Source organism: Pseudogemmobacter sp. TB195 (genome assembly GCF_058313095.1).
Window position 1 is genome coordinate 32,983 of record NZ_JBZEGG010000021.1, and the last position, 12,684, is coordinate 45,666.

Below are 12,684 nucleotides of genomic sequence, written 5' to 3' on the forward strand. Positions count from 1 at the left end.
GGCCTGTCAGGCGCTGAGCCGCGCGTCACGGCGTCGGGGTCACATCCACCGGCTGGCCCACCACCACGAAACGCAGCGCCTCGGGCTGATAAAGCTGCGCTGCCACCCGTTTCACATCCTCCATCGTGACCGCTTCGATCTTTGCATTGCGGGTGTTCGGATAATCGATCGGCATCCCCTGCATCTGCATGCCCACAAGGATCGAGGCAATCGGCGCATTGCCGTCAAAGCGCAACGGATAGGCTCCGGTCAGATAGGTCTTCGCATCGTTAAGCTCTTTCTCGCTGATCCCTTCGGTCGCGATCTTTGCCCATTGCGCGCGGATCACGCTGATCGCCTCGGCGACCTTGTCATTCGAGGCCTGGAACTGCCCGAGATAGCTGTCCGAATGATCCATCCCCACGAGATAGGTCCCGATCCCATAGGTCAACCCGCGCTTGTCGCGCACCTCGGTCATCAGCCGGGCCGAAAACCGCCCGCCGCCCATCACCTCATTCAGGACGAAGGCTGCAAAGAAATCCGGGTCCTTCTGTGAAATCCCCGACTGGCCAAACACCACCACCGATTGCGGCGAGGGGAAATCGATCACGCTCACCCCCGGTGGCAGCAGCCAGGGCGCCGCGCCGGGCAGGGGGGCGCCGGTTTCCGGCAGACCGCCCAGCACGCGGTCGATGATCAGCCCCAGCTCTTCGGCGGTGATATCACCCGCGGCCGAGATATAGACATTCTCACGCGCAAGAGCGGTCTTCCAGGCCTCGACGATATCGGCGCGGCTCAGGGCCGCAACTGATGCAAGCGTGCCGCGCCCGGTGCTGCCATAGGGATGTTCGCCATAAGCCAGCTGATCAAAGGTCTGCGACGCAATCGAGGAAGGATCGCGCAGGTTCGAGCGCAGCCCGGAGAGCACCTGTTCGCGCACCCTGATCACCGCATCTTCATCAAAGCGCGGCTTGTTCAGCGCCAGGGCCAGGAGATCCACCGCCTCATCGCGGTTCTCGCTCAGAAACCGGGCCGAGACCGAAAAGGTATCGGTCGAGGCCGCGAAGGAAAACGAGGCCGCAAGGCTGTCTCGCGCCTCGGCAAAGCCCTTGCTGTCGAGATCGCCGGCCCCTTCCTCGATCAGCCCCGACATGAGGTAAATCGCGCCGCGTCTGGCCGGGTCATCCAGCGAAGTGCCGCCGCGAAAGCGGATCTCCAGCGCGGTGAAGGGGATATTGTGATCCTCGACCAGCCAGGCGGTCAGTCCGCCGGGGCTTTTCACCTCTTTGATCGGAATATCGGCGCAGGCGAGACCGGGGATAAGGATCGCAAAAGCTGCGACCAGAGCACGAAACATCATTCTGCGGCCTCCGTTTCACCTGTCGCCGGTTCGGTCCGGGGGGCTGCCTCAGCCGGGGCGGCGGATTGTTCCGGCGCCTGTTCCGGCGACACTTCCGGCGGGCGCTCCAGCCAGCCGGTCACCGCATTGTTGCGGTTCAGCACCTGATGCGCGGCCTGCATCACATCCGCGATGGTCACCGATTCCAGCACCGTCGTATAGCTTTGGATATCATCAAGGCCGAGGCCGACCGAAAGCTCCTCGCCGTAAAGCTTTGCCAGCCCCATCGCATCGTCTTTGGCATAGATATCCGAGGCGCGGATCTGGGTCTTGATCCGGTCAAAGGCCTCCGGATCGGGGCCTTCCTCAAGGAATTTCGCCAGAACCTCATCCATTGCCGCCTCGGCCTCGCCAAGGCTCACTCCGGGTGCGGGCACGACGTAAAGCCCGAAAGTCGCGTCATCGAGCGCAGTGCCATCGTAAAAGGCCGAAGACCAGACCGCGACCTGGCTATCGAACTGAAGCGCGCGCGGCAGGATCGCCGTCTGACCATTGCCGCCCAGAAGCTCGGCCAGGATCGACAATGCGGCTGCGGTCTTCTGATCGCCCGGATTGCGCTCCGGCGCCAGGTAAGAGCGGTAAACATAGGGGTCAGAGACCCGCTCGTCGGCATAGGTCAGCCGGCGTTCCGCCAAGTGCGGCGGTTCTTGCGGGCGGAGGCGCGGCTTTATGCCTTCCGAGGGCGCAATAGGGCCGTAATATTTCTCGGCCAGTCCCTTCACCTGATCGGGGGTCACATCGCCCGCGATGATCAGCGTCGCATTGTTCGGGGCGTAATATTGCTCATACCAGGCCAGCGCATCCTCGCGGGTCAGCTCGGCAATCTCATGGCGCCAGCCGATGATCGGAACGCCGTAGCGGTGGTTCATGAACAGGGCCGCCCGCATCTGTTCGCCCAGAAGCGCGCCCGGATCGGAATCGGTGCGCTGCGCGCGTTCCTCAAGGATCACCTGGCGTTCGGTGAGCACCACGGCGGGGTCGAGTTTCAGCCCCCGCATCCGGTCGGCCTCCATCTCCATCACCATTTCCAGCTTATCGGCAGCAATGCGCTGGAAATATGCGGTGTAATCCCAGGAGGTGAAGGCATTGTCATCACCGCCATGCGCCTCGACCGTGGCCGAGAACTGGCCGGCGGGCACTTTGTCGGTGCCCTTGAACATCAGATGTTCCAGAAAATGCGCGATGCCGGATTTGCCCGCAGGCTCATCGGCGGCGCCGGCGCGATACCAGATCATCTGGACGACGACCGGGGCGCGGTGATCCTCGATCACCACCACATCGAGACCGTTTTCCAGCCGGAAGGCCGAAACCGTTTCGGCCTGGGCGGCAAAGGCTGACAATGCCGCAAGCAGTGGCAAAGCAGGCATGATCCTTGCAAAGCCGCGGGTTTTCCCCCTGGCTTTGCGGGCAAGTCGGGTCACAAGACGCATCCGTCCTCCGATGGTTTTCCGCTGTGTTCCGGGCGCTGCCCGGCTGGGGGCAGGTTGAACGGGCTCCTGGCGGCTGAGGACCGGGATACGGGTTAAGGACGCATCCCTGACATCAGAACAGCTGGAGGCCGCCGCGCTTCTTCTTCTGGCGTTCCTTTTCTTCCTTCTGCTTGTCATAGCCTTCCGGCGGAGCAGATGGGGTCAAAAGACCGCGAGAACGCCAGTATTCCAGTTCACGATACTGATTGAGCGACTGGTCTTTATAGGCGCGGTAATAGGTATTGACGCTGAACATGCGCTCAAGAATGCGGCCCTTGTTGTCGCGCCGCCATTGCAGATCTTCCGAGGCGAGCTGGCTGCGGATATCGGCCTGGGTGCCATTGCGCGCGGCATGGGCATAAAGCGCGGCATCGGCAGCGGGTATGCCACCCGAAGCGCCGGGCTTGCCGCCAAGCGCCACCACTGCATCATCAAGCGGGCGCTGATCGGTGCGGTTTCCGCCGCCCGGCGTCGGCGCGGGCAGATCCCTGAGGCTTCCGGGCATTTCCAGCGCCTTCGGCGGCAGGACCGCGAATTCATCCGGCCCGTCTTTCGAGCGCAGCCGCATCAGATCGGTTGAATCGCCCTTGTCGGCGGCACATCCGGACAGCACCAGCGCAATCGTCAGCGCGATCATGCCCTTGCCCGACCTTGCGCCCGATCTTGCCTGCATCCTGTTCCCCGGCATTCGTCTTTCCGTCTTATGCTGCCCTTCGGCCTTTGAAGTCTCTTAGCCTATGGGATTGGTCGCGTCACGGGGTCTTTCGGCCAGGGCGCAGGCCCGGCACCGTCAGAAATCCGGCTCAGCCCTTTTTTGCCCCCGATTTCCGGCCCTCAGCCGGCCTGCCGGTAAAGAGCACGAGGCCAAAGGCCCCGGCAAAGATTGCAATATCGGCGACGTTGAACGCATAGGGATTCTCGAATCCGCAGCAGGACGTATTGAGGAAATCCGCCACCGCGCCGTACCAGATCCGGTCGATCACATTGCCAAGCGCACCACCGACCAGCAGACCGGCGGAAATCTGCGCAAGGGTGCCGGGGCGCGAGCGCCGCACCCAGACCCAGACCCAGGCCGAGATCACCAGCGAGACCAGAACGATTCCCCACCGCACGGCCTCGGCATCCCCGGCAAAGAGGCCGAAATTGATGCCGCGATTCCAGGCCATGCGGAAGACGAGGAACGGAGGCCAGACATCGATCTCGCCCCGGTTGATCAGATCGAGCCCCTGGACCACCGCCAGTTTGGACGCCTGGTCGAGGCCGAAGGTGATGAGGGCGGAAAGCCAGGCTGCGCGCATGTCAGTGCCGGAAATGGCGCTGGCCGGTGAAGACCATCGCAAGGCCAAGCCGGTCTGCGGCTTCGATCACATCGGCGTCTTTCATCGAGCCACCGGGCTGGATCACGGCTTTCACACCATTGCCCGCCAGAACTTCGATCCCGTCGGCAAAGGGGAAGAAGGCGTCCGAGGCGACGACTGAACCGACCGCCGGGCTTTCGCTCAGCCCAAGGGCTCCGGCGATCTCGCCGGCTTTCCTCGCGCCGATCATGGTGCTGTCGACGCGGCTCATCTGGCCCGCGCCGATGCCGACCGTGGCCCCGTCTTTCACATAGACGATGGCGTTTGATTTGACATGTTTCGCGACTTTCCAGGCGAAGAACAGGTCTTCCAGCTCTTGGCCCGAAGGGGCGCGTTTCGTCACCACTTTCAGATCAGATAGCGTGATCGTGTCGACATCCGAATCCTGGACAAGAAAGCCACCCGCGACCTGGCGGAACGAGAGCACTCCCTGCGACGCATCCGGCAGCGCGCCCGTGGTCAGGAGGCGGAGGTTCTTTTTCGCCGCAAAGACCGCTTTCGCCGCATCGCTGGCCGAAGGCGCGATGACGACTTCGGTGAAGATCTTCACGATCTCTTCGGCGGTGGCGGCGTCCAGCTCCTGGTTCAGCGCGACAATGCCGCCGAAAGCCGAGGTCGTATCGCAGCTATAGGCGCGCTGGTAAGCTTCGAGCAGCGAAGAGCCTTTGCCGACGCCGCAGGGGTTCGCATGTTTGATAATGGCAACCGCCGGGCCCTGGCCCGCAAACTCTGCCACCAGCTCGAACGCGGCATCGGTGTCGTTGATATTGTTGTAGCTGAGTTCCTTGCCCTGCCACTGTTTTGCGGTGGCCACGCCGGGTCTGTTCGATCCGTCCAGGTAGAAGGCGGCTTTCTGGTGCGGATTCTCGCCATAACGCAGGGTTTGTGCAAGTTTTCCGGCCATGGCGCGGTAACGCGGCGCGGGTTCCGCAATCGCTGCCGCCATCCAGGTCGACACGGCGGTGTCATAGGCTGCGGTGCGGGCATAAGCGGTCAGCGCGAGCCGCTGGCGGAAGGCATAGCTCGTGCCGCCGTTCTGTTCGATTTCTGCAATCACACCGGCATAGTCTTCGGTATCGGTCACCACTGCGACAAAGGCATGGTTCTTGGCCGCCGCCCGGATCATCGCCGGGCCGCCAATGTCGATATTCTCGACGGCGGTGGCATAATCGGCGCCCTTCGCCACGGTCTCTTCAAACGGATAGAGGTTCACGACCAGGATATCGATCACCCCGATCCCGTGATCCTCCATCGCCGCGATATGATCTTTATTGTCGCGCAGCGCGAGCAGCCCGCCATGCACCATCGGATGCAGCGTCTTAACGCGACCATCCATCATTTCGGGGAAACCGGTGATCTCGGCCACGTCTTTCACCGGCAGGTCCGCCTCGCGCAGCGCCTTGGCTGTGCCGCCGGTCGAGAGCAGTTCGACGCCATGGTCGTGCAGCGCGCGCGCAAACCCGATCAGCCCGGTCTTGTCCGATACCGACAAAAGGGCGCGGCGCGGGCGGACGGGTGTCGCAGGGGCGGCGGAGCGGGGCGCGGAAATCGACATGGGGCCTCTCTGACGGGGAATTCAGATGGGAACCGGGTCATCCCGGTCCAGATCGCGGATCGCGAGCGGAGTATCCTGGGCTTTCGCAAGCGTCCAGCCGATACGGTTGTCATAGTGCTGGGCAAAGCCCATCAACACGATCTGTTGTGCATGGCGCGGCGCAAGCCGGCCACGTTCCAGCCAGGCCGAGGGCTCCAGCGAGAGATCGGCGCCGCTGTCATGGCGGAAAACCCAGATCTCGCCCGATCTCAGCTGCATCGACACCGCCGCGCCCCCCATATCCAGCGAGGCATCGACATCGGGATGCAGATGGAAGCGGATGGTGAAGGGCAGCCCACCCAGCGGCGAGCGTTCGACCATCCGGTCGAATTGCGCGCGGGCATCGGGAGTGGTCGAGGACAGAAGATCCGTGCCGCTCAGCCGCCGCCCGTCGGGCGAGAGATGCAGCTCGCGGGTGGCAATGAGCCCGTGCCCCGCCTGCCAGCCATCATGGCTGAGGCGCACGAAAGCGCCGTCAGACCCGGCGAAATGCAGGTCCGAGACATGGGCGCGCTCGCTCAGATGGCTGGTCGAGGCGCCAAAGCGGGATGAGGAAAACCCGGTCAGTGACAGAGCCGAATGAGACTGCGTCGCCCGTGCCGCGAGCCGCCATTCCGGCCCGGCGCTCTGACCCGGGCCGCAATTGACGATCAGCGGGCGGCGCCCGGAACTCAGCTCAAACGCCGCGGTCGAGGCATGCGCGTGTTGTGCCGCCGGGCCGCCGGGCGGGTCGGCGACATCAAGGATGACGGTGGTTCGGGCGGTCGAGAGCCGTGCATAGCCCATCGCCAGGGTAACATGCCCCGCCGCTGGCAGCGCCCGTGAGGCAGCAAGTGCCTGGTCAAGCCGCCCCTCAGGCCCGGTGCCGCCGGAATGGAAGCGCGCCAGCCCGCCATCGGAATGGCGCAGCGCGCGCAGACAGGGCGCGACCCGGTCCAAAGCCGCCGAAAGCGCCGCCGGAACCGTGTGCCCCGCATCCGAGAGGCTTTGCACCGCCCAGCCGAGCAGGGTGAAAATCTCCAGCAATTCCTCGGGGTTGCGGCTGTTGATCGCGCCGCTGCGGTCAATGCGCTCGTCGCATTCCTTTGCCAGTGCGGTCAGGGCCTGGCCAAGTTTTGGCGCCTCTTCTTCCAGCGAGAGATGGGTGTAGATCAGGCCGGTCAGCGCCTCGATCCGGGCAAGGCCGGGCCGGGCCGACGCCGCGCGGCGCGCCAGAAACCCCGCCTGCCGCGCCAGAGAGGCGAAGAAGCGGGCGCGGTCTGAAGGGGCTTCGCCCTCGAGCAGGAAATCGGAATGATGGATCCAGCGGATCACCCGCCTGCCGGTCAGCGCCGGGGTCCAGCCAGGGCGGGTGCCATCGCCGAATCGCCGGATCCAGCTCCAGGTCCAGGCGCGGGCCCGGTCGCGCGCCCGCGATGTGCCAAGTGCGGCCAGATCATCAAGCCAGGTGAAGCCATGCGCCTCATCAGTGAAAGCGGGGTCGGGCGCGGTCAGATCCCAGATCTCGGCTTCGGCAGCTGGGTCCCCGGCCTCGACCAGATGGCCGGCAAGCACGATATTCCCGGCCATGATCTGCTTGCCGCGCGCATAAAGCCCGATTGAGCGCGGCTCGGGGCGCAGCGAAAAGCCGTCGGCCGGTTTGGCATGGCGCGCGGCCCAGGCGGCATAGCGATTTGCCAGCCGCTCACGCCGGCCCGGCGCCTCGAAGCCCATCTCACTGACGCGGTCACTGGCGCGTGTCACCCGGTTCTGCCCTTCCTGCCAAACGCCCTCCGATTGTCCCCCGGAAGCGGCGCGGAGAATAGCTGCAGCCTGACGGATTGTCACCGGACTGTCGGCTGGCGGGCGCGTGAAACTGCGGGCATCACGCGGCGAGGTGGCGGGCAGGGGCCGGTTTTCGCATCGTTTTCAGGCTGGAAACGCAGCTTTTTCTGCCCCGCTGTGGTAACTGCGAAGAATTAAGGGCAAAATCATCCGGTGATCCTTCTGTGGCAGCCAGGGAACAAGCTGTGAAAAAGCCGATTCTTCTGCTGGCGGGCGCCATTCTGGCCTGCGTCGTTCTTCTGGGTGCGGTGCTGAGCCTGCCATTGGTGCTGCCCGGCGCGGCGCTGGGGCGCGAATTGTCGCAGGAGGAATTTGCCGCCCGTTATGATGCGCCGCTGCCTCCCCCGACCGGGCCGGTTGCGGTCTACCATCTGGGTCATTCGCTGACCGGGCGCGATATGCCGGCGATTCTCGCGGGCTTCGCCGGGCATGACTGGAACAGCCAGCTCGGCTGGGGGGCAAGCCTGAACGCGCATCGCAAGGGCGAAGTCGCTGGACTGGCAGAGGAAAATGCAACACCCGCCTTTCGCCCGGCGGGGGAGGCCATTGCGAGTGGTGACTATCCGGTGGTGGTGCTGACCGAAATGGTGGCGCTGGAAGATGCGATCCGCTGGCATGATGCGCCGGGTGCGCTCGCCTATTGGGCAGCTGAGATCCGCAAGGCGCGACCAGATGCGCGGGTCTATCTTTACGAGACCTGGCATTCGCTGAACGATACCTCGAACGATCCCGGCGACTGGCTGGGACGGATCGGCCAGGACCTGCCCGCCTTGTGGGAGGGCGCGCTGCTCCGCCCGGCGATGGGGACTGAAGGCGTGGGCACGATCCATGTCATCCCCGGCGGCCAGGTGATGGCGGCGGTCGTTCGCGCGGCTGAGGCGGGCGAGCTGCCCGGGCTTCGCGGTGTCGAGGATTTCCTGAGCGATGACATCCATTTCAATGATACCGGTGCCTGGCTGTTGGCAGTGGCGCATTATGCAGTAATCTATGGCCGCTCGCCGGTAGGGCTGCCCGCAGACGTCCCCCGCGCCGATGGCGGCCGCATCAATATTGATCCGGTGGCGGCAAAGCGCATGCAGGAAATCGCCTGGGATGTCGTGACCGCTTATCCGCCAAGTGGTGTCGCGCAAAGGTCGGGGCCGTGAGGGTGGCGCTGACCCGCCGGGCTTTTGGCAAAACCGTTGCGGGCGCGATGGCTGTGCCGCTGCTGCCCGGCGCCGCCTGGGCAGAGGCGAGGGCGCAGGGTCTCGGCATGGGGCTTTTGGGCGGGCGCGACTGGTCGCCGGAACAGCCGTTCCTTGATGTGATGAAATCGGCGCGTGACTGGATCGGGCATCTGCCGGGGCAATGGGGCGGCCTGGACCATGACGCGCTCGCAGCGGCGGGCGTGCTGGGCGATCACGGCTGGCCGAAGCATATCCCGGAGGGGCTCGACGCCATCGGCACGGTGCTTCTGACCGATATGCCGCCTGATGCGCGCGATCTGGCCGGCCGCTATCTGGTGACCTGGAGCGGCACCGGTGATGTCGCGGTTGGCGGTCTGGCGCGCAATCCGCGCCGGGACGGCAGCCGGATCAGCTTTGATTTTACGCCCGGGCCGGGTCTTGTCGACCTGCGGATCACCGAAAGCGATCCCGCCGATCCGGTCCGCGAGATCCGCGTCCTGCGCGAAGACCGTGAGGCGCTCATGGCGGCGGGGGAAGTGTTCAACCCCGATTTCCTTGCGCGGGTCAAAGGCATCGGGCTTTTGCGCTTCATGGACTGGCTGCAGACCAACGATTCGCCGCTGATCACGCCCGAAGACCGGCCCCGGCCCGGGGATTACACCTGGACGCGGCGTGGCGTGCCGGTCGAGGTCGTGGTTGAACTTGCCAACCGGATGGGGGCTGATCCCTGGATCACGCTGCCGCATATGGCGTCAGACGCGCTGGTGGCCGAGATGGCGCAGGTTGTCGCGACAGGTCTGGCGCCGGGCCGTGTAGCCTGGGTGGAATATTCCAACGAAGTCTGGAACTGGCAGTTTTCCCAGGCCGCCTGGGCGGATCAGCAGGCCAAGGCCCGCTGGGGCGGGGATGGCGGCTGGCTCGCCTTTTACGCACTGCGCGCGGCAGAGGTCATGGCGATCTGGGCGGAGGAAATCGCCGATCCGGCGCGGCTTGTGCGGGTCCTGTCGACCCAGACCGGCTGGCTGGGGCTGGAAGAGCATATCCTTGCGCCAAAGCAGGTGACGGATGAGGGACGGCCCGCACCTGTGACCAGCTTTGATGCCTGGGCGGTGACCGGCTATTTCTCGGGCGCGCTGGGCCATGAGGATCGGCTGCCGATGATCCGCGCCTGGCTTGGCGAAAGCAAAGAGGCAGCAAAGGAACATGCTGCGCGACTGGGGCTTGAAGGCGCTGCGCTGGAAGCCTGGGGCGAGAAATACGGGCTCGACCAGGCAATCGGGCGCGCCGTTGCGGAATTGCGCGATGGTTCTGTCTCGGGGAATCCCGATGATACCCTGGCGCATCTGACCGGGGTGATCTGGCCCTATCAGGCTGAAATTGCAAAAAAACATGGGCTGCGGCTGGTGATGTATGAGGGCGGTACCCATGTGACCGGGATCGGCCCGGTTGCCGATGACGCCGAGGTCACCGCCTTTTTCACCGCTCTGAATTACTCGGACGGAATGGGCGTGCTTTATGAGGAACTGCTCGCGTCCTGGGCTGCGCTGACCGATGCGCCTTTCACCCATTACGGCTTTGTCGCGACGCCTGGGCGGCATGGCAGCTGGGGCGCGCTCAGGCATCTCTCGGATGACAATCCGCGCTGGCGGGCGCTGATCCGGGCCTGTGGCGCATGCTGAACCCGCCGCCTGCGCTCAGCGTCATCATCCCGGCTTCGAACGAGGAAGCCTGGATCGGCCCCTGCCTCATGGCGGTCTTTGCCTCGGATCCTGTGCCAGGAGGGGCCGAAGTGATCGTGGTGGCCAATGGCTGCCGCGACCACACAGCCGGGATCGCCCGGGCAGTTCCGGTGCCGGAGGGCTGGCAGATGACTGTGCTTGATCTCGCCGAGGGCTCGAAACCAGGCGCGCTGAATGCGGGCGAGGCGGTGGCGCGGGGCCGCGTTCTCGCCTGGCTTGATGCCGATTGCCTGGTGTCCCCGGGGGTGATGGCGGGGCTGGTGGCGGCGCTGGCCCGCCCTCGCGCGCTCTATGCCGGGGCCACGCCGCAGATCCCGCAGGCGAAATCATGGATCACCCGCGCCTATGCACGGTTCTGGCAGCAGCTGCCTTTCGCGCAAAGCACTGCGCCCGGCTATGGGCTTTACGCCACCAACCCGGAGGGCCGCGCGCGATGGGGCGAATTTCCCCGGCTGATCTCGGATGACACTTTCGTGCGGCTGCAATTCGAGCCAGAGGAGCGGGTGCAGATCGCCGCACCCTATTCCTGGCCGATGGTCGAAGGCTTTGCCGCCCTGGTCAGGGTGCGCCGCCGTCAGGATCTTGGCGTGCGCGAACTCGCCGCAGCTTTTCCCGGCATTCTGGAACGCGAGGGCAAGGCCTCCTTAGGCGCGGGCGGGCTGATACGACTTGCAGCGCGCGACCCGCTGGGCTTCGCGGCCTATGCGGCGGTTGCACTGGCGGTGCGGCTCAGACGCGGCACTACGGAGTTCACCCGTGGTCGCTGACCGGATCATGGCCTTCCGCCGGCAGACGCAGCGCAGCGCGGAAATGGCGGGCGAGCTTTCCGGCCTCGATATTGATGTCATGGCGGGCAAAGACGTCGGCCCGCGCCTCGCGCCCCATCCGGGCCAGCACCCCGACCGGCACCGCGGCAAAGCCGCGCATCGCATCGGCCAGCGCATCGGCGTCACCCGCCGGCACCAGCCAGCCGGTGCCGGGCGTGACCAGTTCCGGAATGCCGGCAATGGCGCTGGCAATCGCGGGGCGCCCGGCGGCGAAAGCCTCCATCAGCACCATCGGCAGGCCCTCGGCGAAAGAGGGCAACACCAGCGCATGGGCGCGCGCGAGTTCATCGCGGACCCCGGCCTCATCCAGCCAGCCGGTCAGGGTGATGCGATCCTCAAGCCCCGCCGCGCGGATCTGCGATTCGATCATCGGGCGCAGCTCGCCCTCGCCGATCAGAGTAAGGCGCAGATCGGGCAGATCGGCCTTCACCTGCGCCATCGCCTCGATCAGAAGCGGAAACCCCTTTTGTTCCGACATGCGGCCAATGGCCACAAGCCTGCGCGGTCCGGTATCGCGCATCGGCGCGGGCTCGGGGAAGCGCCAGGTCTCGATGCCGCAATGCACGACCTCGATCGTTGGCCAGTCCTGCACGCCGGCCCAGCGGCAGAGCTGCGCGCGCCCGAAAGAGGAAATCGCCACCGAGAAATCGGCGCGCGCGGTTTTCTCACCGAGATTATGGGCGCGGGGGGCGTCGAATTCTTCGGGCCCATGCGTGGTGAAGGAGAAACCCAGACCGCCGATTTCCGCCGCCAGCATGGCGACCGTGGTGGAATTGGTGCCGAAATGCGCGTGGATATGCGGCAGTCGCGCCAGGTGGCAGCGCCGTGCGACCTCGGCCCCTTCGATCCAATAGACCAGGTGACGCAGCCTGCCGCCGGTTCCGGGCGCGCCGCCGGCACCATTGGCGCCGCATTTCAGCGCCAGTCTGAGGCTGCGCCAGGCCGCGCCCGGACGGCGCAGGGCGAAGGGCAGGGCGCTGCGGATCAGGCGCAACAGCCCGTGTTCCAGCAGATGTTCGGTGCGGCTGTCTTCGGCGATATCGGCGGCCTCGACCAGACCCGCCCGTTCCGAGCGCATGGCGAAACGATGCACCTGCCAGCCCATCCGCTCCAGCGCGTGAATCTCGCGGCGGATGAAGGTCTGCGAGGGCAGCGGATAGCTGTTGACCAGATAGGCGAGTTTCATGATCCGAATTCATGGCAGCGGCAGCAAAGGCCAGGATCGGGTGCGGCCGTGCCGCTTGCAAGCGTAAAGCGCCCGGGCCAAAGGGAAGGTGGCAAAGCGTTGCACAGGGGCACTGATGGCGACTCTGCCGACGGTGTGGCCAA

Annotated in this window: 10 protein-coding genes; 3 read left to right on the forward strand and 7 right to left on the reverse strand. The window is 65.3% G+C overall.

Annotated elements, in window-relative coordinates; genetic code table 11:
• Positions 1–25 precede the first annotated feature (25 nt).
• The 6 genes from AC4FS3_RS19790 to AC4FS3_RS19815 form a co-directional block, all read right to left on the reverse strand.
• Complete coding sequence (locus AC4FS3_RS19790; RefSeq protein ID WP_491021965.1) at positions 26–1,339, reverse strand: M16 family metallopeptidase; 1,314 nt, start codon at positions 1,337–1,339, stop codon at positions 26–28.
• The gene (locus tag AC4FS3_RS19795; protein ID WP_491022028.1) at positions 1,336–2,745 is read right to left on the reverse strand and encodes a M16 family metallopeptidase; all 1,410 of its coding nucleotides are present in this window, start codon (positions 2,743–2,745) and stop codon (positions 1,336–1,338) included. Before AC4FS3_RS19795 ends, AC4FS3_RS19790 begins: the two co-directional genes overlap by 4 nt.
• 175 nt (positions 2,746–2,920) lie before the next feature.
• Positions 2,921–3,520, reverse strand: coding sequence for a DUF3035 domain-containing protein (locus tag AC4FS3_RS19800; RefSeq protein ID WP_198837872.1), 600 nt, complete (start codon positions 3,518–3,520; stop codon positions 2,921–2,923).
• A gap of 130 nt (positions 3,521–3,650) precedes the next feature.
• Entirely contained in the window at positions 3,651–4,145 is a 495-nt protein-coding gene (gene lspA / locus AC4FS3_RS19805) for a signal peptidase II (RefSeq protein ID WP_491021966.1), read from the reverse strand.
• Position 4,146: 1 nt separating this feature from the next.
• Complete coding sequence (purH, locus tag AC4FS3_RS19810) at positions 4,147–5,760, reverse strand: bifunctional phosphoribosylaminoimidazolecarboxamide formyltransferase/IMP cyclohydrolase (RefSeq protein ID WP_491021967.1); 1,614 nt, start codon at positions 5,758–5,760, stop codon at positions 4,147–4,149.
• A 21-nt stretch (positions 5,761–5,781) separates the two neighbouring features.
• The gene (locus AC4FS3_RS19815; protein WP_491021968.1) at positions 5,782–7,542 is read right to left on the reverse strand and encodes a heparinase II/III family protein; all 1,761 of its coding nucleotides are present in this window, start codon (positions 7,540–7,542) and stop codon (positions 5,782–5,784) included.
• 266 nt (positions 7,543–7,808) lie between these two features.
• On the opposite strand from AC4FS3_RS19815, the gene AC4FS3_RS19820 reads away from it, so the two are divergent.
• Genes AC4FS3_RS19820 through AC4FS3_RS19830 form a run of 3 tightly spaced genes read left to right on the forward strand, consistent with a single transcriptional unit; the run spans position 7,809 to position 11,295 of the window.
• Entirely contained in the window at positions 7,809–8,768 is a 960-nt protein-coding gene (locus AC4FS3_RS19820) for a hypothetical protein (protein WP_491021969.1), read from the forward strand.
• A 2-nt stretch (positions 8,769–8,770) separates the two neighbouring features.
• Positions 8,771–10,468 carry a hypothetical protein gene (locus AC4FS3_RS19825; RefSeq protein WP_491021970.1) on the forward strand — a complete coding sequence of 566 codons (1,698 nt, stop codon included), beginning with the start codon at positions 8,771–8,773 and terminating at the stop codon, positions 10,466–10,468.
• A complete protein-coding gene (locus AC4FS3_RS19830) occupies positions 10,462–11,295 on the forward strand; it encodes a glycosyltransferase family 2 protein (protein WP_491021971.1) in 834 nt (277 codons plus the stop codon). The genes AC4FS3_RS19825 and AC4FS3_RS19830 overlap by 7 nt, the downstream gene beginning before the upstream one ends.
• On the opposite strand, the gene AC4FS3_RS19835 is transcribed toward AC4FS3_RS19830, so the two are convergent.
• On the reverse strand, positions 11,279–12,541 hold the full coding sequence (locus AC4FS3_RS19835; RefSeq protein ID WP_491021972.1) for a glycosyltransferase: 1,263 nt from the start codon (positions 12,539–12,541) through the stop codon (positions 11,279–11,281). The two genes, AC4FS3_RS19830 and AC4FS3_RS19835, sit on opposite strands and share 17 nt — an antisense overlap.
• Between the last annotated feature and the right edge of the window lie 143 nt (positions 12,542–12,684).